This window comes from Pararoseomonas sp. SCSIO 73927 (assembly GCF_037040815.1).
Lineage (GTDB): Bacteria > Pseudomonadota > Alphaproteobacteria > Acetobacterales > Acetobacteraceae > Roseomonas.
The window spans coordinates 3,423,573-3,444,278 of the sequence record NZ_CP146232.1; the positions used below are offsets into that span (position 1 = coordinate 3,423,573).

The following is a 20,706-nucleotide window of genomic DNA, read 5'->3' on the forward strand; positions in this document are numbered from 1 at the left end:
CGCGCTGACCTACTACCTCCGCGTGAAGGAACCATAACGTCCACACGCGGGCAGTGCCTACTCTCTCCCGGTCACGGCTGCGGGAAATCTATGCCGGGCGGTGCTAGCCGCCACTCACCGGCCAGGGCGAGGTCTCCCACCGGCTGCGAAGCTCCGCCGTCTCCTGACCCATCAGGACGCCCCAGGCCTGGCCATCCCGGAACAGGGGCAGGATGCCCCGCGATTCGCCCTGCGCCAGGAACTCCGGATCCGCCACGGCGGCGCGCAGGGCCCGGGCCACGCGGGCGGCCGCCTCCGGGGCGATGCGGGCCGGCGCCACCACGCCGCGCCGCAGCGCGCCCTCCACCGGCAACCCTTCCTCCCGGAGCGTGGGCACCTCCAGGAATTGCGGGTGCCGGGCCGGCGCGGCCATGCCGAGCAGGACGAGCTTCTCCTCTCGCACCGCCGTCACCGCTTCCGGCACCGTGACGAGCGCCGCCGCGACATTGCCCGCCATGGCGGCCTGCCGGGCCGCGGCGGCGGAGGGAAAGTGCAGCTGTTCCATCGGCAGGGATCCGGCCAGCTCGGCGGCCGCGATGGCGGAGGGGCTGGTCGGGGGCGGTAGACCCAGCGGGCGGCCATCCGGCCGTGTCCGCAGCGCGGCCAGCTCCGCTCCCGGAGGCGCGACAAGGGCCACCGGTTCCTCCGTCACGGCGCCGAGGGGGAGGAGGCGGTCCAGCAGCGCCGTCGCGTTCCGCTCCACCGCGCGCGCGGGGAGGATCGGCGTCGCGGCATAGGCCAGGACGGAGCCGTCGGGCGGCGCGTCGGCCAGGTCGCGCATCACGGCCAGCCCGCCCTCGCCGACGCGGTTCACCACCTGCACCTGCACCAGCTTCAGGTGCCGCTCCAGGAACGGGGCGAAGCCGCGCACCCAGAGGTCCGTGGTGCTGCCGCCGGCGGCCCCGACCAGCAGCGTCAGGCTTTTCGGTCGCGTGGGGGCCGGCACATAGGGGGCGGCGCCCTGGCCTCGCGCGCCGCCCGCCCCCGTGGCGAGAAGGGCGGAGGCGCCGAGCAGCGCGCGCCGCGTGGTCATCTCCGCGGTCCCGCCGCGCCCTGCGTGGCTGCCGCAGCCTTCGCCGCATTGGGTGGCCGGGGTGCCGCGACCTTCGGCGCCTCCGTCCCCCGCCGCAGCCGGTTCTCCCCTAGGAAAAGGAGGATCGGTGCCGCGATGAAGATGGAGGAGGAGGCGGAGACGACGATGCCGAACAGCATGGTCCAGGCGAAGCCCGACAGCGTGTCGCCGCCGAAGAGGGCGAGCGGCAGCGCCGAGAGGAACAGCGTCATGGAGGTGCCGAGCGTGCGGTTCAGCGTCTCGTTGATCGAGCGGTCAATCAGCTCCCGCAGCGGCATCGTCTTGAACTTGCGGAGGTTCTCGCGCATCCGGTCGTAGACCACGACCTTGTCGTTCGCGGAGAAGCCGATGATCGTCAGGATCGCCGCGATCGTCGTCAGGTTGAACTCCAGCCGCGTGACGGCGAGGAAGCCCACCACCTTCGTGGTGTCCAGGATCAGCGTGACGATGGCGCCGATGGCGAACTGCCACTCGAAGCGCACCCAGATGTAGATCAGCATCGCGCCGAGCGAGATGGCGAGCGCGATCAGCCCGCCCGTGAAGAGCTCGTCCGAGACGCGGTTGCCCACCGCCTCCGTCCGCAGGATGCGCGTGCCGGGCGCCGCCCCCTCCAGCGCCCCGCGGACGCGGGAGACGGCCTGCTGCGTCGCCGCCTCCTCGCCCTGGACGGGCAGGCGGATGAGGACGGTGTCGGCATCGCCGAACTGCTGCAGCCCGACATCGCCGACGTTCAGGCCGGAGACGGCCGCGCGCAGCCGGCCGAGATCGGCCGGCCCGGGCGTGCGGGCCTCCATCGTGATCCCGCCCTTGAAGTCGATCCCCTGCTCGAGCCCGGGATGGATGGCGAGGATAACGGAGCCGATGGAGAGGATCGCGGAGACGACGAGCCCCGCGACCCGGCCCTTCATGAACTGGATCTTGGTGTTGTCGGGAACGAGCCGGAAAAGGGGGCGGTAGAAGCCGAGCATGTGCGTATTCCCCTCTCAGACCGGCAGCTCGCGCGGGCGGCGCGCGCGGTACCACCAGGAGACGAGCAGGCGGACGAGGGTGGTGGCCGTCCACATCTGCACCACCGTGCCGATGGCGACCGTGACGGCGAAGCCCTTCACTGGGCCGGAGCCGAAGGCGTAGAGGCAGACCATGGCGATGAGGTTCGTCAGGTTGCTGTCCATGATGGTGCCGGACGCCTTGGTGAAGCCCAGCTCCAGCGCCTGGATCGGCGTTCGCCCGGCCTTCGTCTCCTCGCGGATGCGCTCGTTGATCAGGATGTTGGCGTCCAGCGCGGTGCCGAGCGTGAGCACGATGCCGGCAATGCCCGGCAGGGTCAGCGTGGCCTGCAGCAGGGACAGCGCCGCGATCATCAGCAGGATGTTCACGAGCAGCGCGACATTGGCGAACCAGCCGAGCAGCCCGTAGGCGAAGCCCATGTAGAGGAAGACAAAGGCCGCGCCCGCGAGGAGCGAGATCACGCCCGCCCGGATGGCGTCCGCCCCCAGCTCCGGCCCCACCGTCCGCTCCTCCACCACCGTCAGCGGGGCGGGCAGGGCGCCGGCGCGCAGCAGCACGGCCACGTCGTTGGCGGTGCGGGCGTTGAAGCTGCCGCTGATCTGGCCGCTGCCGCCGATGATCGGCTCCCGGATCACCGGGGCGGTGATCACCTTGTCGTCCAGCACGATGGCGAAGGGCCGGCCCACGTTCTGGCGCGTCACCTCCGCGAAGCGGCGGGTGCCGACAGAATCGAAGGTGAAATTCACCACCCACTCGCCGTTGCGGCTGTCCTGGCCGGCGCGGGCATCGGAGAGGTTGGCGCCGTCCACCTCCACGCGGCGGCGTACCGCGTAGCGCTCCGGCAGGCCGCCCTGCCGCGTCTCGCCCTGGAGAAACTGCACGCCGGGCGGCGGGGCGCCGGTGCCCTGCGGGTTCGCGTTCTCGTCCAGCAGGTGGAAGGTCATGCGGGCGGTGCGGCCCAGCAGGTCCTTGATGCGGTTGGGATCCTCCACGCCGGGGAGCTGCACGAGGATGCGGCTCTGCCCCTGGCGCGCGATCAGCGCCTCGGCGACGCCGGTCTCGTCGATGCGGCGCCGCACGATCTCGATGGACTGCTCCACCGCGCCCCCGGCGCGCGCCACCAGGGCGGCGTCGGACAGGGCGGCGGTCACCGTGCCGTCCGGCGCGGTCGTCACGGCGATGTCCGGCTCGGTCGCGCCGGTGGGGGAGCCGCGGACGGGGATGGGGTTGGACAGCTCCCGGATCGCGGCAGCGGCGGCGTCCACTTGGGCCGCGTCGCGCACGCGGAAGGACAGGTGGCGGTTGTTCGGGTCCCCCGCCAGGTTCATGTAGCCGACATTGGCGGTGCGCAGCCGGGTCCTGGCGCCGTCCACCAGGCTCTCCACCCGTTCCCGCACCACCGCGTTCATGTCCACCTCTAGCAAGAGGTAGGAGCCGCCGCGCAGGTCGAGGCCGAGGGAGATCTGCCGCGCCGCCCAGGATGGCAGGGCCGAGCGCGGGACGAGATTCGGGACGCAGAGAAGCAGGCCCAGGGCGATGACGCCCAGGATCGCGGCGACTTTCCACCGCGCGAAGTACAGCATGGCCTGTTCGGCCCCCCGTGAGTTAACCGGCGTCATGCCCGGGAAATAGGGCCGGAAGATGCGGCCCGGCCGCCCCCGATGCAACCCTTGCGAGGTTTTGCTACAGCGCGCGCGGTTTCGAAGGGATTAGCGGCATGCGTCTTCGGTTGGGCATCCTCGGCGCCGGGCATTTCGGCCGGTTCCACGCGCTGAAGGCCGCCAAGGCGCCCCGGTTCGACCTGATCGGCCTGCACGACGCCGATCCGGCCCGCGCCGCCCTGGTGGCCGGGGAGGCGGGCTGCCCCGCCCTCTCGGCCGAGGCCGTGATCGCCGCCGCCGATGCCGTGATCGTCGCCGCCCCCACCGCCTTTCACCACGGCCTGGCCCATGCTGCCCTTTCCGCAGGCAAGCATGTGCTGGTCGAAAAGCCCATCGCCGCGACGCTGGAGCAGGCGGACGACCTTGTCGCCCTGGCCCGGGCCAAGGGAGTGGTGCTGCAGGTCGGGCAGTTGGAGCGCTTTTCCGGCGGGATGCGGGCGCTTCGGGCAGAGGGCGGGCTGGCCGCCCGCGTCGGCCGACCGCTCTACATGGAGGCGATCCGCATCGCCCCCTTCCGTCCGCGCAGCCTCGACGTCTCCGTGGTGCTGGACCTGATGATCCACGACCTGGACCTGGCCTTGGCGCTTGCCGGCAGCCCTCTGGTGGGGGTGGACGCGGTGGGATCGGCGGTCGCTTCTCCCACCATCGACATCGCCAATGCCCGGCTGCGCTTCGGCAACGGGGCGGTGGCGACGGTCACCGCCAGCCGGGTCTCCCTGCATATGGAGCGCCGGCTGCGGCTGTTCGGGGATGCCGGCTACCTGAACCTGGACCACCTGAAGCGGGAGATGTTCTGGGTGCGCCGGGGGGAGGGGGCCTCGCTGGAGCAGATCCCCGAGCACGGCCTGTCCCAGGCCACCTGGGCCGAGAGCGACAGCCTGGAGGCCGAGCACGCCAGCTTCGCCGCCGCCTGCCTGGACGGTGCCCCGATCGAGGCCGATGGCGCCGCCGGCCGGGCCGCGCTGGACGCGGCGCTGCGGGTGGAGGCGGCGGTGAAGGCCTCGCTGATGGCGGCCGGCGCCGGTTAGGCCGCCGCCTTCCGCCCGAAGACCCGGGCGCAGAACTCCGGGTAGGTCTCCAGCATCTCCTCGCAGACCGGGCCGCGCAGGAGGGCGAGCTCCTCCGGCGTCGGGTCGGGGGTGGTGGGCACCATCTCAGGCGCGTCGAAGCCGAAGCCGGTCTGTGTCCGGATGCTCTCCGCGCTCTCGCCGGGATGAGTGCTCTCCAGTGTGAAGCGGGCCCGGCCGGGGTCGAAGCGGAACACGCAGCGCCCCGTCACCAGCGCCTGGGCGGTGCCGCGCCGGAACACCTCGGGCGGCGTGACCCCGGCGGCGGAGACGATGTCCACCCTCTCCACCAGCACACGCGGCGAATGCTCCTCCCGGAACAGGATGGTGCGGGGCGTCATCAGGTACATGAAGGCGCTGCCGAAGCTGCCGGGGAAGCGCACCCCCTGGCCCGGCCACTCGCCGGTGCCGATCAGGTTGATGTTCGCCTGGCCGTCGATCTGCCCGCCCCCGAGGAAGAACAGGTCGATCCGCCCCTGTCCCGTCAGGTCGAACAGCTCGCGCGATCCCTCCGTGAAGGGGTTGCCGCTGCGCTTGTGCAACAGGGAGAGCCGCACGGGGTGCCCGGACTTCGCCACCAGCCAGCACGCCGCCGCCGGAATGGGAGAAGCCGCGCCGACCGCGATGTGCCGCACCGGCGGCGCGGACGGATCGACGATGAGGCGGGCGAGGGCGGCCGCCAGCCGCTCCTCCGGCTGGATGTCGCTCATTCCGCCGCTACCTGGGCTGCGCGGCCGAAGACGTGCTCCTGCACCCAGGCCCGGAAGCCCTCCTCCGTCCTGGCGGCGCGGGCATAGGTGGCAACATAGGCGGCATCGAAGCCGTACTCGTCCAGCAGGGCCACGGGATGGGCCCCGCGCTCCGCCACCGCGAAGGCCTCCACATAGGTCGCGGAGATCGTGCCGGGCGCCAGGCGCTCATCCTCCAGCATGTTGCCGGCCACCACGCGCTCCACCGTCACCAGCAGCTTGCGGGAGGCATGGGCGAGGGTGGCGCATTCCCGCCGCCGCCCCACCCAGACGTTCCCCGCCTCATCCGCCATCACGGCGTGGATCGCGGCGGCGTCCGGGTGCAGGGCGGGCAGGAGCAGGATGGGGTCTGGCCTGTCGGAGAGCGGGTTCTGCACCACCCGCCAGTCCGGCCGGTGGGCGGTGATGTCGCTGCCGATCACCCCCCGCAGCGGCATGAAGGGCACGCCCTTCTCGGCGGCCTGGAGCATGGTGTGGATGGCCGGGCAGGTCGCGTCCCGCACCGTGATCGCCCCGGCCTTCACCGCGGCGGAGAAGCGGGGCGCGAAGCCGGCCTCGCCCAGCGAGACCGCGCTCGTCTCCACCTCCGCCACGCAGCCCGCGCCGATCAGCAGGTCCGTCGCGAAGCCGGAGACGGGCACGCCCAGCAGCCGCAGCTCCCGCGCGCCCCGGCGCACCAGCGCCTTGGCCAGCGCCACCGAGGGCAGGGAGTTGTCGGGCGGCAGGGCCAGAAGGGCGCCGTCCGGCACCGCCTCCGCCAGGGCCTCCAGGCTCACTCTCGTCATTGCGGTTCCTCCAGGGGAGAGGCTAGGCCGGGCGCCGACGAAAGGGGAGGGGAGTTCCCGCTCAGCCGAGCTTCCTGAGGTCCTCGATCCGGATCGGCCCCTCCGCGCCGGAGAAAGTCAGCGGCGCCGCGCCGCTCCCGTCCTGCGACACGCCGGTGATCCGGTGCTCCCCGCTGTCATAGAGGGTGACCGTTCCGTCCTTCTCCACCGCCACGCGGCGCTTCTCCGGGAAGGTGGCGTAGCGCAGCCCGTTCCCCCCGCCGCTGGAGCCGGGCTGGCCGAGCTCGGAAGGCCACCAGGGCGCCTCCTGCTTCATCGGCTTCATTGGTTCCATGGGCTTCATGGGTTCCATCGGCTTCATGCCCGGCTCTCCTGCGACGGATGGTGGGAGAAGGAACGGGGCGGCCCGTGCGGGGCTTCGCGGGGGGATCCGAAAAGCCCCTAGCCGAAGGGGCTGGCGTCCAGCGCCGCCAGCGCCGCCCAGGCATTCACCGCCAGGTGCCCGCGGGCGGGATAAAGGAAATCCGCCGCCCCCGGCCGCAGCCCCGTGCCCAGTCCGGTCGTCAGCCACGGCACGCTCGCCGCCGCGATCCAGCCATCCGCCCGGCGGTGGTGCGCGAGGGTGGCAGCAAAGCGGGCCGCCTGCGCCTCCCGTCCCATCCGGCGCAGCAGCAGAGCGGCCTGGGCCGTGCCCTCCAGCCAGATGCCGTCCCGGTCGTCGTTGAAGTCCAGCCCCTCCACCTCCGCCGGCGGCGCCCCCGCGGGCAGGCCGTGCCGCGCCAGCACCCAGTCCAGCGCCGTCCCGAACCCCGCGTTCGGCCAGGCGAGGACGGGCCAGAGATTGGCGTCCAGCGCGCTGCCCCCGTTCACGCCTCCCTCCGGCGTCAGCCCCATGGCGAAGCGCCCCTCCGCCGGCAGCCACATGGATCGGACGAACCCGGCCGCGTGCGCCGCCGCCTCCCCCCGCCCGAGCCGGGCGAAGACGATGGCGAGGTCCAGGTTCTGCTCCGTGCTCACCCAGGGCAGGGGATCGGGCGCGGGCTCGTGCCCGATCGTGCCGCCGCGGTAGCCGGCGGGGGCGCGCAGCCCCTCCAGCCAGTCCGCCGCCCGCTCCGCCGCCCGGCGGAAGGGCGGGTCGCCCAGCGCCGTCCAGAGCAGCGCGGCGAAGGCCACGGGCCCGGCCGCGCTGCCGGCTTGGTAGCCGTCCTCCAGCCACCGGCCGCGCGCCGGATCCCACCAGCCCGGCGGACGGGCGCTGCGCGGCGCCTCCGGGAAGACGCGCCCGGCGGCGTAGGCGTTCCGCAGCCGGCCATCCGCCCAGTGCCGGTCCTGTTCCTGGACCAGGCGCAGCGCCTCGGCGATCCGAAGCGCCAGCGGCCGGTCCCCGCCCGCCAGCAGGGCCAGCCCGGCCAAGGCATTGTCGTAGGTGAAGGCGACCTCGGCGTGGACCCGGTCGAAATCCTCCCGCCCTTCGGTCGTGAAGGACTTCAGCAGCAACGGCCCGTCCGCCGCCGCCACGGCGGCGCGGATCGGGGCCAGCGCGTCCCGCGCCAGCGCCGCCATGGGTGCCGGCTCCGCGCGGGCAGGCGCGGCCGCCGCGGGTAGCCCCAGGGGCGCGGCCAGCACGGCGCGGCGCGGCAGGAGTTGGGGCGCCCGGGCGGCGAAGGCCGGGCCTTGGGGGGTGCGGGGATGGGGCGTCGGCGCAAGGGCCGTCCAGGCGCCTTCGGGCGTGCTCATCCCGCCCTTCTAGCATCGCCCCCCTGGGAAAGCGGCCCATTCGGGTCGATACCTCTACCCGACGCCGCAGGAGTGAGTCGCCCGATGGAGCCCAGCCGCCAGGAGTTCCGCGATGCCATGGCCCGTCTCGGCGCCGCCGTGACCATCGTCACCACCGATGGAAGGGCCGGGCGCGTGGGTATCACCGCCAGCGCCGTCTGCAGCGTGACGGACACACCGCCGACCCTCCTGGTCTGCATGAACCGCAACAGCAGCCTCAACCCCGCGGTGCAGGCCAACGGCGTGCTCTGCATCAACGTGCTGCCGGGGCAGGCGCAGGAACTGGCGAACACCTTCGCCGGCTTCACCGGAGCGGATCAGGCCGTTCGCTTCGAGGAGGCCAGCTGGACCACCCTCGCCACCGGCGCCCCGGTGCTGGAGGAAGCGGTGGCCGCCCTGGATTGCACCGTGGAGGAGGTGGTGGAGAAGGGGACCCACAGCGTGGTCTTCGCCCGCGTCCAGGCCATTCGCCTTGGTGCGTCCGGGCCCGCGCTGATCTGGTTCTCGCGGAACTACCACCCCGTGGGGATGCCGGGGTAGCGCCCGGGAGGGGGCTGGCCCCCTCCCGGATACAGGCTCGGCTCAGCCGACGCGGCGACCCGCCAGGTAGACGAGGTCCCGCGTGCCGGTGCGCGCGCCGATGATGGCCGCGCCCGCGCCGAGGACCAGGGCCGCGAACACCCAGAAGCTGGCGATGGCCGCGGCCTTCGCCGCCGCATCCGCCGCCTCGCGGGCCTTCTGCTCGGCCTCCTGCGCCACGCGCTGCGCCTCCGCCTCATAGGCCTGGATGCGGCTCGCCGCCTCGGCCTCGGGGATGCCGGCCTCGGCCGCGACGAGCTGGTTCAGGCGGGTGCGGTCGTTGCCGGAGATCCCGCCATTCGCCACGCGCTTGCCGAGGAGCTCGCCGATCTCGGCGCCGCGCTGGTCCGCCGTCATGCGGGCGGGGTCGCTCGGGCCGGAAAGGGCGATGCGGGCCCGGTCGATCAGCTCCTCGGGGTTCGTCTCGGGCGCCACGGCGCTGGCAACCTGGCCGGCGCCCTGCGCCGCGCCGCCCAGGACCTGAGAGAGGGCCGAGCCGGCGGTGTTGGCGGCGCCGGAGACGAGGGAGCCGAGCAGGAGGGCCGAGACGAGGCTGGCGGTGGCCCACACGGAGGCGCCGTGCAGCGTGGCGTCCGGCGCGTCGGAGGTGCCGGAGAGGCGCGCGGCCGCGTAGCCGCCCAGCGCGAGGCCGAGCAGGTTGGAGACGAGCAGCCAGATGCTGCCGGCAATGCCCAGCGTGCTGGCGCTGGGCGTGTCGCGCGCCGCCGCGTCCACGGTGGTGACGCCGATCGCGAGGCCGAGCACGTTCAGCGTCAGCCCCACGACGATGGCGATGAGGGCGCCCGCGATGATCGCCCCCCAGGAGACGCGGTTCCGCAGGACGGGCGCGCCCTCCGGCATGGATGGTGTGGCGGTGGTTGTTTCGTAGGTGCCGGACATGACGTGCGTTCCTTGTTCTGGGGCCTGATGGCCACCATTCGGGAACGGAGCGAAATTCTGGTAAGTTGCCCCTGGGCCGATAATGCCTGCCCAGCGTGGCCCGGCGACAACGCCAGAGGTTACGGGAAGGGGGCAGGGCGAAAACGCAGAAGGCCCCGGCGATCCTTCGCCGGGGCCTTCCCATCGCGTGGCCGGTTCGCGGCCCGCTTCAATCGGTGACCCGTGCGGGTTCAGCCCTGCACGGTGATCCGAGTGGCAGCCACGAGGACCTGGTTAATGCGATGAGACACCGGATCACCTCCTTTCATGTTGTTGACGTGAACGAAGATGGTACGGCGCCTGCCAGGCTTCAAGATGACCAAGCTTGAAGATACCGCGGTCCGAGATGCTGGGGTTCAGGACATCTCGGCGTAGGCGCCGTTCCTCCAGACGTAGAAGACGAAGTCCGGCACGGTGACGTCGCCCTTGCGGTCGAAGCTGATCGGGCCCAGCACCGTCTGCCAGGGACCCGAGGCCTTCATCGCCTCCGCCACCCGGCGGGGATCGACGGTGTTGGCCTTCGCCGCGGCGGCAGCCCAGATCTGGGTCGCCCCGTAGGAGTAGAGGGCGAAACCCTCGGGCTCCACGTTGCGGGCCTTGAAGCGGGCCACCACCTCGGCCGCCTGCGGGCGCTTCCGGGGATCGGACGGGAAGGTCATCATGCTGCCCTCGCCGGCCGCGCCGCTGATCTGCCAGAACTCGCTGGTGGTCAGCGCGTCGCCGCCGATCAGGGTGCAGTTCATGCCCTGCTCCTTGGCCTGCCGGATGATCAGCCCGGCCTCGGTGTGGTAGCCGCCGAGATAGATCACGTCGATGTTCGCGGCCTTCAGGCGGGAGACCACGGCGTTGTAGTCGCGCTCGCCGGGGGTGTAGGCGGCGTAGAGCGTCTCCGTCAGGCCGCCCGCGTTCATCGCCTTCTTCGTCTCGTCCGCCAGCCCCTTGCCGTAGGCAGAGTTGTCGTGGAGCACGGCGACGCGCCGGCCCTTGAAGCGCTCGGCGATGTACTTGCCGGCCACTACGCCCTGCTGGTCGTCGCGCCCGCAGGTGCGGAAGGTGTTCCACGCGCCCTCATCCGTGTAGCGCGGGTTGGTGGAGGCGGGGCTGATCTGCAGCACCCCCTCCTCCGTGTAGACCTTGCTGGCGGGGATGGAGGAGCCGGAGCAGTAGTGCCCGATCACCACCCGCGCCTGCCGCCCGGCGAGCTGGTTGGCGACGGAGACGGCCTGGCGCGGGTCGCAGGCGTCGTCGCCCGTCTCCAGCGCCAGCTGCTGGCCCAGCACGCCGCCGGCGGCGTTCAGGTCCGTCACGGCCTGCTGCACGCCCTCGCGCATCTGGGCGCCGAAGGTGGCGTTGGCGCCCGTCAGCGGGCCGGCCATGGCGACGCGGATGGGGCCGCGGGCCTGGGCCATGGCGTTGCCGGTGGAGAGCACCGCCGGGGCGGCAAGGGTGGCACCCAGAAGGGTGCGGCGCTGGATGGTCATTGTGAAGCCTCCGCTGGAACGGTTTGGGGGGAGCCTAGGGCTTGCGACCGTTACGCTTCAATGGGTGCCGAGATAGGCGTCGCGCACCTCGGGCCGGGCGAGCAGCGCCGGGCCCGTATCCTCCATGGTGATGCGCCCGTTCACCAGCACGTAACCCCGGTGCGCCAGGCGCAGCGCCTGGTTGGCGTTCTGCTCCACCAGCAGCACCGTCAGCCCCGTCTCCCGGTTCAGGGTGCGGATGGCGGAGAAGATCCCCCGCACCACCAGCGGCGCGAGGCCGAGGGAGGGCTCGTCCAGCAGTAGCAGCCGGGGCCGGGACATCAGCGCGCGGGCGATGGCCAGCATTTGCTGCTCCCCGCCGGAGAGGGTGCCGCCGCGCTGCGCCTCCCGCTCCTTCAAACGGGGGAACAGGGTGAAGGCCTGCTCCAACCCCGGCGCTGGGTCCACGCCGAAGGACTGCGCGCCCATCAGCAGGTTCTCCCGCACGCTCATGCGCGGGAAGATGCGCCGGCCCTCGGGGGACTGCGCGATGCCGGCGCGGGCAATCTCGTGCATGGGCATGCCGGTGATGTCGCGCCCCTCGAACACCACGCGGCCGGTCCGGGCGCGCGGGCTGCCGAAGATCGTCATCAGCAGGGTGGACTTGCCGGCGCCGTTCGCGCCGATCAGCGTCACGATCTCCCCGGGATCGACGTGGACGGAAACGCCCTTCAGCGCCTCCACCGCGCCGTAGGCGGTGGTGACGTCCTCCAGCCGCAGCATGCTGCTCATGCCGCGCCCTCCGCCGTGGCGGGGGCGGGTTCCTCGTCCTCGTCGCCCGTGCCGAGATAGGCGGCGATCACCGCCTCGTCCTCTCGGATCCCGGCCGGGGTGCCGTCGGCGATCTTCTTGCCGTGGTCCAGCACGACGATGTGGTCGGAGATGTTCATCACCACGCCCATGTCGTGCTCGATCAGCAGGATGGAGCAGCCGCCGTCCCGGATGAGCCGGATCAGCGCCGCCAGTTCCTCCGACTCCCGCGGGTTCAGCCCGGCGGCGGGCTCGTCCAGGCAGAGCAGCACGGGATCGGTGCACATGGCCCGCGCGATCTCCAGCCGACGCTGCGCGCCGTAGGGCAGGGCCGCCGCCGGGTCGTCCGCCCGGTCCAGCAGGTCCGTGGCCACCAGCCAGTGCTTCGCGCGCTCGATCGCCTCCCGCTCCGCCGCGCGATAGCCGCCCAGGCCGAGCACCGCGCCGATGCCGAAGCCCGTTGCCGCCTGCAGGCGGTTGTGCTGCGCGACCAGCAGGTTCTCCAGCACGGTCATCCCGCCGAAGAGGCGGATGTTCTGGAAGGTGCGCGCCACCCCCGCCTTGGCGATGCGGTGGCCGGCGGTGGTGTGCAGCCCGCGCTCCCCCTCCCGCCCGTGCAGGATGATCTCGCCCGCGCTCGGCGTGTAGAAGCCGGTGATAAGGTTGAAGACGGTGGTCTTGCCCGCGCCGTTGGGCCCGATCACGGCGGTGATGTCGCCCCGCGCCGCCTCGAAGGAGACGTGGTTCACGGCGGTCAGCCCGCCGAACCGCATCACGAGATCCCGGACCTGTAGAATGGGCGCGCTCATCCCTGGCCCTCCCCCACGAGGTCGCCCGAGATGGCGCGGCGCTTCCCAAGGGCGATGGAGGGCGTGCGGGTGGAGACCAGCCCGCGCGGACGCCACACCATGATCGCCACCATGGCGCCGCCGAAGACGAGCATCCGGTACTCTTCCAGGTCGCGGAAGGCCTCGAACCCGCCGATCATCACCAGCGCCGCCAGCGCGACGCCGAGCTGGCTGCCGAGGCCGCCGAGCACGACGATGGCGAGGATGATAGCGCTCTCGATGAAGGTGAAGCTCTCCGGGCTGATGAAGGCCTGGCGGGTGGCGAAGAAGGCGCCGGCGAAGCCGCCGAACATGGCGCCGATGGCAAAGGCCGTCAGCTTCGTGTTCGTCACGTTGATGCCGAGCGCCCGGCAGGCGATCTCGTCCTCCCGCAGCGCCTCCCAGGCGCGGCCCAGGGGCTGGCGGCGCAGCCGCAGCGTCACCCAGTTCGTCAGCAGGGCGAGGACGAGGATGAGGTAGTACAGGAAGACGACGCGGTGGGTGGGCGAGGGCTCCAGCCCGAAGAAGTCGGAGAAGGAGCCGGGCCCGCCGCCCGCGCTGAAGGAAAGGCCGAAGAAGGAGGGGCGGGGAATCCCGGAGATCCCGTTCGGCCCGCCCGTCAGCGACACCCAGTTGATCAGCAGCACCCGGATGATCTCGCCGAAGGCCAGCGTCACGATCGCCAGGTAGTCGCCCCGCAGCCGCAGCACGGGAAAGCCGAGCAGCACGCCCCAGAACGCCGCCAGGATTCCCGCCAGCGGCAGGCAGACCCAGAAGGAAAGGCCGAACTGGGTGGAGAGCAGCGCGTAGGCGTAGGCGCCGACGGCGTAGAAGGCGACGTAGCCGAGGTCGAGCAGCCCCGCGAGCCCGACCACGATGTTCAGCCCCCATCCCAGCATGACGTAGGTCAGCACGAGGATGCCGAGATCCAGCACGTAGCGCGACGTGCCGGGCAGGAAGGGCAGGACGACGGCGAAGCCCAGCAGCAGCGGCGCAACGAAGGTGCCGATGCGGCGCAGCGTCTCCGTGCGCCTTGCCGTGGGCGCCGTGCGGGCCGGGCGATGGTCCTGCCAGAGGTTCAGCAGCAGCCGCCCGACGAAGACGAGGCCGACAAGGATCGCCACGTCCATCCAGCGCGTGCGGATGATCAGCCCGCTGCCCGGCCCCACATCCGTCCGCAGCCCGACCAGCGGCACGAAGAGCACGGCGGAGACGAGGGCCGCCATGACCGCGTCCCGCAGCGCGTGCGCGATCGGCGGGCGCGGTGCGGCGGGAGCCGGGCCGCGGGGGATGCCGCCCGTCTGGCCGGGGCCGGGCACGCCGTCGTCGCCGCGCGACACGCCGCCCTCATGCGGGCCGCCGAGGACGGAATCGCTCATACCTTCTCCACCTCCGCCCGGCCGAGCAGCCCGGTGGGCATGAAGATCAGCGTGATGACGAGGATCGAGAAGGTCGCCACATCCTTGTACTGGACGGAGAAGTAGGCGCTCCAGAAGGTCTCGATCAGCCCGATCAGCAGCCCCCCCAACACCGCCCCGGGCAAGGATCCTATGCCCCCCAGCACGGCGGCGGTGAAGGCTTTCACCCCCGCCAGGAAGCCGATGTAGAAGTCGATCACCCCGTAGCGCAGCAGGTACATGGTGCCCGCCACGGAGGCGAGCGCGGCGCCGATGACGAAGGTGATGCTGATCGTGCGGTCCGTGTCGATCCCCAGCAGCCCCGCCATCTTCCGGTCCTGCTCGCAGGCGCGCATGGCGCGGCCGAGCGGCGTTCGGGTGACGAGCCAAGTGAAGATCCCCAGCACCAGCAGCGTCACCACGATGATGGTGGCCTGCATGGTGGAGATCGAAACAGCGAAGCCGTTCCCATGCCACAGCTCCACGCTCCCGGTGACGAGGGCTTCGATGGGCTTCACCCGCGCGCCCTGCGCCACCTGCACGTAGTTCTGCAGCACGATGGACATGCCGATCGCCGAGATCAGCGGCGCCAGCCGGAAGGAGCCGCGCAGGGGCCGGTAGGCTACCCGCTCCACGCTCCAGCCATAGAGAGCGGTAACCGCCATGGAGACGAGCAGCACCAACAGGATCGCGCCCGGCCCCGCCGTCCAGCCGCCCATGGCGATCAGCACGAAGGAGATGAGGGAGATGAAGGCGCCCACCATGAAGATGTCGCCATGGGCGAAGTTGATCATCCCGATGATCCCGTAGACCATCGTGTAGCCCACAGCGATCAACCCGTAGATCATGCCCAACGCGACGCCGTTGATCAGCTGCTGCAGGGCATAGGCCAAGCGCGGTCTCCCATACGTTCATGGCCGGGGGTGTTCCCCCTGGCCCGCCTCTCGGCGGTGTAGCATCCCTTGTGCCACGCTACGCCGCCGGCCCGCCCCGCGCCAAGGGGGGCGCGGCCGGCGGGCCGCCTCAGCCCTTCAGGCGGATGGCCCAGTCCCGCAGCGCCGCGACCTGCCCGGCGATGAAGCCCCGCGTCGCCTCATCCGTCACCCGCCCCTCGGCGTCGATCTTCCCGCCGGACTGCATGATGAACACCTCCGGCTTGTTCAGCGCGTGGGCGTTGAGGAAGACGAACATCTTCCGCAGGTCGTACTGCGCGCGGGCGGTGCCGAGCAGGCTGGGGGAGGCACCGAGGATCGCCACCGGCTTCTCGTTGAAGGGCTGCTCCGGCGGGCGGGACGCCCAGTCGATCGCGTTCTTCAGCACGCCGGGGATGGAGTAGTTGTACTCCGGCGTCGCCATCATCACCGCATCCGCCTCCCGCAGCGCCGTGCGAAAGGCCTCCACCGGGGCCGGGTAGCCCTCGCCGGTGCGGACGTCATCGTTGTAGGGCGGGATGTCCCCCAGCCCCTCGTAGATCGTGATCTCCACCCCTTCCGGCGCCAGTTCCTGGGCGGCGCGCAGCACGGCGGTGTTGTGGGAGCCCCTACGAAGGCTGCCGGAGACGGCGAGGATCTTGAAGCTGGCCATGGTCAGGGGACTTTCCAGTGATGTCGGGAAGGGCATAGGCCCGTGCGGCGGGACACGCCACCGCGCGGGGTGGTCCTACTCCTCCCAGTCCAGCGCCTCGCCCCGCAGCCAGGCAGCGCCGGCGGCGTAGAGGGCACCCACCTTCTCCCCCTTCAGCCCGGGCATGTCGGTCTTTACCTCGTAGCCGATCCCGGATTGCAGGTAGGCGAGGTGCCGGTAGCCCTCGGGGAAGCGGCCCAGCAGTTCCGGGTCCAGCTCCAGCCGCTCGGCCGGGTTCACGGGATCCATCCGGTCCTTCTCGTAGATCGGCTGGCGCAGAACGATCTTCCAACCGTCCGCCTTCTCCTCAATGAAGTCGTAGAAGCGGCCGGTGCAGACCACGTCCACCACCACGCCGTGCACGGGCGCGCGCTGGGAGATGGTCATCTTCGTCTGGGCGATGGCCCGCTTCCCCACGATGTCCACGGAGCAGCCGCCGAGGAAGTGGAGGATGGAGACGCCCTTCGCCCACCCCTCCTGGCTCGCCCTGATGAATCCCTCCGCCGGAGCCTGGCACCAGGTGGCCATCATTCGCCCCTCCGGCGCCCAGACCGTGCGGAACCGTTCCCAGTCGCCGGCATCGCGCCAGACGGCCCAGTTCTGCACCAGTTCCATCACCGCAAGGCGGCGCAACAGCGCATCACCCGGCATCGCGTTCCCTCCCGTTCATTCCCTCCGCCGCATCGTGCTTGACGGTTGGTGCTCCGACCATCCCCAATGACGGCAAAGCGGGACCGGCGCCGCAAGGCCGGCCCATCCGGGAGAGTGTCCATGACCCACCTGCCAAGGGGGGCGCCAGGGATGGCGCGCCGCCGCGCGCTCGGCCTGCTCGCCGCCTCCCTCGCGCCGCCCGCCGCCCTGGCGCAGGGCAGCCCCCGCGCCGCCTGGCCGGACCGCCCCATCCGCTTCATCCAGGGCTTCGGCGCCGGCGGCACCACGGACATCCTGGCGCGGATCATCGCCCCGCCGCTCGCCGCCGCCCTCGGCCAGCCCGTGGTGGTGGAGAACCGGCCGGGCGCCGGCGGCACCATGGCCGCCGAGACCCTGGCCCGCGCGCGGGACGGGCACACGCTGATGCTCATCAACAACGGCTACGCCGTCTCCGCCGCCCTCTACCGACGCCTGCCCTACGACCCGCTGGCGGAGGTGGAGCCGGTGGCGATGGTGGCCTCCGTAGGCCTCGTCCTGCTGGCCGGCACGGGGCCGGAGGCGCCGCGTGACATGGCCGAGCTCACCCGCCGCGCGAAGGCCTCACCGGACGCGCTGCACGTCGCCACCGTCGGCGCCGGCAGCACGCAGCACCTGGTGGCGGAGGCGTTCCAGGCCGCGGCCGGCTTCCGCCTCACCCACGTTCCCTATCGCGGCACCCCCGCCGCCCTGGTGGCCCTGCGCAACGGCGAGGTGGAACTGGTGGTGGAGCCCGCCTCCTCCGTGCTCGGCGGGATCCGGGGAGGGGAGGCGAGGGCGCTCGCCATCACCTCGCGGGATCGCTCCCCGCTACTGCCCGAGGTGCCCACAGTCGCCGAACTTCTCGGCGCCCCGGACTTCGACATCCAGACCTGGTATAGACGCGCCGCGCCAGCCGGAGCGCGGGTCGCCCATCCGGCCCGTCACTGAAGGCTTGCCCTGCGTCAGGTTGTCCCATCTAGATCGCCCTACCCTGGCCCTTGTCGCTGGCGCACCGGGTAGGAAGCCGGGTAGAATTAGGGCCTGACCGGGTAGGACGGAGCGTGGGTGTGGCGGGCGACAAGCTACTGACAGACAAGCAAGTTCGCGGCGCCGCGAAGAAGGAGAAGCCCTACCGGCTCCCGGACGGGCGCGGCCTGCACCTGCAGGTGGAGACCACCGGCTCCCGCCTCTGGCGCTACCGGTACGAGTTCGGCGGCAACGAGAAGATGCTGTCCCTCGGCGCCTACCCGGACGTGACCCTGGCGCAGGCGCGCGAGGCGCGGGACGAGGCGCGAAAGCTGCTGGACCAGGGAAAGGACCCCAGCCTGGAGCGCCGGCTGCGCCGGGCCCGCGGCCGCGCCGACGCGGCGGACACCTTCTCCATCCTGGCGAAGGAGTGGCTGGAGCAGCGCCGGGGGATCTGGGCGGCCGCCCACGCGAAGAACGTGCAGGCCTCCCTGGACAACCACATCCTGCCCCGCTTCGGCCGCCTGCCGGTGCGCGAGATCACCGTCCCCATGGTGCTGGCGCTGATCCGGGACCTGGAGAAAGCGAACACCCCGCACATGGCCCGGATGGTCCGCCAGCGGATCTCGGCCATCTGCGTCTTCGCCATCGCGTCCGGCCTGGCCGAGAACGACCCGGCGGCGGTGATCCGCGGCGCGATGGCGCCGATCGCCGGAGACCGGCACCAGCCGGCCCTCACCACTCTGAGCGGCGTACGCGAGGTGCTGACGGCCGGGGAGGAGCAGAACGCCCACGGCTCCACTCGCCTGGCGCTGCGGCTGCTGGCGCTGACCGCCGTCCGCCCTGGCGAGCTGCGCGGCATGCGCTGGGACGAGGTGGACGGGCTGGAGGGCGACCTGCCGGTCTGGGACATCCCGGAGGAGCGCATGAAGATGGGGGTGGCGCACCGCGTACCTCTGGCGCCGCAGGCGGTGGCGGTGCTGCGGGCGATGCGGCAGCTGAGCGGGAAGGGGCCTCTGGTCTTCCCCAGCCTCCGGCATGCCCACAAGCCGCTCAGCGCCAACACGATCGGCTACCTGCTCAACCGCGCCGGCTTCGCCGCCCGGCATGTCCCCCACGGGTTCCGGGCGGCCTTCTCCACGGTGATGAACGAGCGGCACCCGGCGGACAAGCCGGTCATCGACCTGATGCTGGCCCACAAGCCGAAGGACCGCATTGAGGCCGCCTACAACCGTTCCGAGCGCTCCGTCCGCCGCCGCGAGCTGGCAGGGATCTGGGCAGACCTGCTGCTGGAGGGGCGGCCGGAGGCGAGGGCACTAATCAGGTGAAGCTGGGTGACCTGACACCTAGCTCCCGCTCTACACCCAAACCACTCGCGATGGTTGCATTAATCTCCTGCTGATCACCCTCGGGTAGAAACAATGCTAGGGCTAGCGGCGTTATCGGCCACAGTAAGGGGTCAACAACCTGATGGATAGTTCCGCCGAGATGCGATCGCGGCATTCCGCGGGGCGTCGCTGCCTAACCTGTGAGGGGCCGCTCTGGCGTGGTGACGCACTTACAGAGCTGGCTGACCGCCGCGAGTTCCGCGCGCGATTGGAAGAAGTGCTGGCCTTCGCTGAGCTCACCCATGGCAAGCAAAGTGATCGCTGCACAGCAGTCATGCTGCTCGATCTTGATCGGTTCAAGGCCGTCAACGACAGCCTCGGTCACCCAGCCGGTGACGAGTTGCTTCGCAAGGTTGCGGTGCGACTTCGATCTGCTCTTCGCGAACAAGATCTGCCCGCTCGCCTCGGAGGCGACGAGTTTGCGGTGCTTCTCGACAACCCCGTCACTCGGGACACGGCCGCGAGCATAGCTGCTCGGCTGGTTGACCTCATAAGCCGCCCATACATGATCGATGGGAGCATCGCGAATATCGGCGCAAGCATCGGGATCGCGCTTGCCGAACCAAGTTCGACTTTGGATGACGCGCTTCGCCGCGCTGACCTTGCACTTTACAAGAGCAAGGCAGATGGTCGGGGACGCTTCACCTTCTTTGAGCCATCACTCCAGACGGCAGCGGAAGCTCGTCAGGCGCTTGAATTCGATCTGCGCGCTGCGCTGGCGCTAGGGCAGTTTGAGCTATTCTACCAGCCCAAGCTCGACCTGCGGACTGATCAGCTTAGCGGTTTTGAAGCGCTTATTCGGTGGCGGCACCCTCAACGCGGGTTGGTTCCTCCCGACAGCTTCATCCCGATGTCTGAGGAACTCGGCCTCATTACTCGGATTGGTGAGTGGGTGATCCGAGAGGCTTGTGCCGAGGCGGCAAGGTGGCCGGACAGCCTGACCGTCGCGGTGAACGTTGCGCCTTCTCAGTTCAGCACAGGCTCATTGCTGCCGACGGTACAAGCTGCGCTCGCAGGGTCGGGCTTGTCCGGCTCACGGCTTGAACTGGAGATTACAGAGACTGCGCTGCTGCGTAACGGTCCAGATGTGATGAAGCAGTTGCAGGCGATCAAAGCTCTAGGTGTCCAGATCGCCCTCGATGATTTCGGCACCGGATATTCGTCCCTAACACAACTTCGAAGCTTTCCTTTTGATCGCGTGAAGATCGATCGATCGTTTGCTGACGATGTACAGATCGTGCGCGCGGTGACGGCACTCGGAGCCAGTCTCGGCATGTGTGTGACTGCTGAGGGCGTCGAGACTGCCGAGCAGATGCTCCGCCTTCGTGGAGACGGCTGCACGGAAGCTCAGGGCTACCACCTGAGCCGGCCAGTCCCATCGTCAGACGCTGTTAAGTTGATCCACCGGTACCTGAAGCAGTAGGAGGGGCAGGAGGAGCAATGGCCGTGCTGAACAAGATCTACCGTTTGATTTACGTGAGCCAGAACACGCTACATGGACCGGTGGAGGACATGAAGCGGGAAGTGGATCAAATTCTTGCAGTGTCCCGCCACAACAATGCGCGGGATGGCATCACTGGTGCGCTGTTGTTCAACTCCAGTTGCTTTGCCCAAGTGCTGGAGGGCGAACTGGATGCTGTCCACGGCGTGTTCGAGCGCATTCAGATGGATCCCAGGCACAGCGAGACTGTCGTCCTTGCGTGCGAGCCTGCCTCAAGGGAGTTCGGCGACTGGTCTATGGCTTACGCAGGGGCGGTTCGGAATGAGGAGATCGCGTTCTCCCCCCTAGCCGAACCTGCCGTTCATCAAGCTTCTGCCACCCGCATCCTGGACCTCCTTCGAGGCGTAGTTCTTCGACAGGGCGCCCAGTGATCGCTGGATACTGGGCCAG

The 20,706-nt window shown here is 70.7% G+C and carries 21 protein-coding genes; 6 read left to right on the forward strand and 15 right to left on the reverse strand.

Going from position 1 to position 20,706, the window contains the following annotated elements; genetic code table 11:
• Positions 1-103: 103 nt before the first annotated feature.
• Genes VQH23_RS15995 through secD form a run of 3 tightly spaced genes read right to left on the reverse strand, consistent with a single transcriptional unit; the run spans position 104 to position 3,702 of the window.
• Positions 104-1,072: a tripartite tricarboxylate transporter substrate-binding protein gene (locus VQH23_RS15995; RefSeq protein WP_338661725.1), complete on the reverse strand. Its 969-nt coding sequence runs from the start codon at positions 1,070-1,072 to the stop codon at positions 104-106.
• Positions 1,069-2,079: a protein translocase subunit SecF gene (gene secF / locus VQH23_RS16000; RefSeq protein ID WP_338661726.1), complete on the reverse strand. Its 1,011-nt coding sequence runs from the start codon at positions 2,077-2,079 to the stop codon at positions 1,069-1,071. Before secF ends, VQH23_RS15995 begins: the two co-directional genes overlap by 4 nt.
• 15 nt (positions 2,080-2,094) lie before the next feature.
• Positions 2,095-3,702 carry a protein translocase subunit SecD gene (secD, locus tag VQH23_RS16005; protein WP_338666113.1) on the reverse strand — a complete coding sequence of 536 codons (1,608 nt, stop codon included), beginning with the start codon at positions 3,700-3,702 and terminating at the stop codon, positions 2,095-2,097.
• Between the two features lie 134 nt (positions 3,703-3,836).
• Here secD and VQH23_RS16010 point away from each other — a divergent pair, with 134 nt between their 5' ends.
• The gene (locus tag VQH23_RS16010) at positions 3,837-4,808 is read left to right on the forward strand and encodes a Gfo/Idh/MocA family oxidoreductase (protein ID WP_338661727.1); all 972 of its coding nucleotides are present in this window, start codon (positions 3,837-3,839) and stop codon (positions 4,806-4,808) included.
• Here VQH23_RS16010 and VQH23_RS16015 read toward each other — a convergent pair.
• The 4 genes from VQH23_RS16015 to VQH23_RS16030 form a co-directional block, all read right to left on the reverse strand.
• Entirely contained in the window at positions 4,805-5,557 is a 753-nt protein-coding gene (locus VQH23_RS16015; RefSeq protein ID WP_338661728.1) for a CoA-transferase, read from the reverse strand. The genes VQH23_RS16010 and VQH23_RS16015 overlap by 4 nt on opposite strands.
• The gene (locus VQH23_RS16020) at positions 5,554-6,381 is read right to left on the reverse strand and encodes a CoA transferase (RefSeq protein WP_338661729.1); all 828 of its coding nucleotides are present in this window, start codon (positions 6,379-6,381) and stop codon (positions 5,554-5,556) included. The genes VQH23_RS16015 and VQH23_RS16020 overlap by 4 nt, the downstream gene beginning before the upstream one ends.
• A gap of 61 nt (positions 6,382-6,442) precedes the next feature.
• On the reverse strand, positions 6,443-6,742 hold the full coding sequence (locus tag VQH23_RS16025; RefSeq protein WP_338661730.1) for a hypothetical protein: 300 nt from the start codon (positions 6,740-6,742) through the stop codon (positions 6,443-6,445).
• An 80-nt stretch (positions 6,743-6,822) separates the two neighbouring features.
• Complete coding sequence (locus tag VQH23_RS16030) at positions 6,823-8,118, reverse strand: hypothetical protein (protein WP_338661731.1); 1,296 nt, start codon at positions 8,116-8,118, stop codon at positions 6,823-6,825.
• Between the two features lie 84 nt (positions 8,119-8,202).
• On the opposite strand from VQH23_RS16030, the gene VQH23_RS16035 reads away from it, so the two are divergent.
• Complete coding sequence (locus VQH23_RS16035; protein WP_338661732.1) at positions 8,203-8,697, forward strand: flavin reductase; 495 nt, start codon at positions 8,203-8,205, stop codon at positions 8,695-8,697.
• A 42-nt stretch (positions 8,698-8,739) separates the two neighbouring features.
• Here VQH23_RS16035 and VQH23_RS16040 read toward each other — a convergent pair whose 3' ends face one another.
• The 8 genes from VQH23_RS16040 to VQH23_RS16075 form a co-directional block, all read right to left on the reverse strand.
• Entirely contained in the window at positions 8,740-9,636 is an 897-nt protein-coding gene (locus VQH23_RS16040) for a hypothetical protein (RefSeq protein WP_338661733.1), read from the reverse strand.
• Positions 9,637-10,031: 395 nt separating this feature from the next.
• Positions 10,032-11,156 carry a branched-chain amino acid ABC transporter substrate-binding protein gene (locus VQH23_RS16045; RefSeq protein ID WP_338661734.1) on the reverse strand — a complete coding sequence of 375 codons (1,125 nt, stop codon included), beginning with the start codon at positions 11,154-11,156 and terminating at the stop codon, positions 10,032-10,034.
• Between the two features lie 57 nt (positions 11,157-11,213).
• Positions 11,214-11,918 (reverse strand): ABC transporter ATP-binding protein, encoded by a 705-nt coding sequence (locus VQH23_RS16050; RefSeq protein WP_338666114.1) that lies wholly within the window; start codon positions 11,916-11,918, stop codon positions 11,214-11,216.
• A 5-nt stretch (positions 11,919-11,923) separates the two neighbouring features.
• Positions 11,924-12,754, reverse strand: a complete 831-nt coding sequence (locus VQH23_RS16055) for an ABC transporter ATP-binding protein (RefSeq protein WP_338661735.1) — start codon at positions 12,752-12,754, stop codon at positions 11,924-11,926.
• The gene (gene livM / locus VQH23_RS16060) at positions 12,751-13,998 is read right to left on the reverse strand and encodes a high-affinity branched-chain amino acid ABC transporter permease LivM (RefSeq protein WP_408904342.1); all 1,248 of its coding nucleotides are present in this window, start codon (positions 13,996-13,998) and stop codon (positions 12,751-12,753) included. The genes VQH23_RS16055 and livM overlap by 4 nt, the downstream gene beginning before the upstream one ends.
• A 149-nt stretch (positions 13,999-14,147) precedes the next feature.
• Complete coding sequence (locus VQH23_RS16065) at positions 14,148-15,062, reverse strand: ABC transporter permease subunit (protein ID WP_338661737.1); 915 nt, start codon at positions 15,060-15,062, stop codon at positions 14,148-14,150.
• A gap of 130 nt (positions 15,063-15,192) precedes the next feature.
• Positions 15,193-15,753, reverse strand: coding sequence for an NADPH-dependent FMN reductase (locus VQH23_RS16070; RefSeq protein WP_338661738.1), 561 nt, complete (start codon positions 15,751-15,753; stop codon positions 15,193-15,195).
• A gap of 75 nt (positions 15,754-15,828) precedes the next feature.
• Entirely contained in the window at positions 15,829-16,443 is a 615-nt protein-coding gene (locus VQH23_RS16075) for a nuclear transport factor 2 family protein (protein WP_338661739.1), read from the reverse strand.
• Positions 16,444-16,563: 120 nt separating this feature from the next.
• Between VQH23_RS16075 and VQH23_RS16080 the strand changes: the two genes are divergently transcribed.
• The 4 genes from VQH23_RS16080 to VQH23_RS16095 all read left to right on the forward strand — a co-directional run bounded on the left by VQH23_RS16080 (position 16,564) and on the right by VQH23_RS16095 (position 20,687).
• Positions 16,564-17,409 carry a tripartite tricarboxylate transporter substrate-binding protein gene (locus tag VQH23_RS16080; protein WP_338661740.1) on the forward strand — a complete coding sequence of 282 codons (846 nt, stop codon included), beginning with the start codon at positions 16,564-16,566 and terminating at the stop codon, positions 17,407-17,409.
• 119 nt (positions 17,410-17,528) lie between these two features.
• Positions 17,529-18,755 (forward strand): integrase arm-type DNA-binding domain-containing protein, encoded by a 1,227-nt coding sequence (locus VQH23_RS16085; RefSeq protein ID WP_338661741.1) that lies wholly within the window; start codon positions 17,529-17,531, stop codon positions 18,753-18,755.
• 160 nt (positions 18,756-18,915) lie between these two features.
• Positions 18,916-20,238 carry an EAL domain-containing protein gene (locus tag VQH23_RS16090; RefSeq protein ID WP_338666115.1) on the forward strand — a complete coding sequence of 441 codons (1,323 nt, stop codon included), beginning with the start codon at positions 18,916-18,918 and terminating at the stop codon, positions 20,236-20,238.
• 23 nt (positions 20,239-20,261) lie between these two features.
• Positions 20,262-20,687: a BLUF domain-containing protein gene (locus tag VQH23_RS16095; protein WP_338661742.1), complete on the forward strand. Its 426-nt coding sequence runs from the start codon at positions 20,262-20,264 to the stop codon at positions 20,685-20,687.
• Positions 20,688-20,706 lie beyond the last annotated feature (19 nt).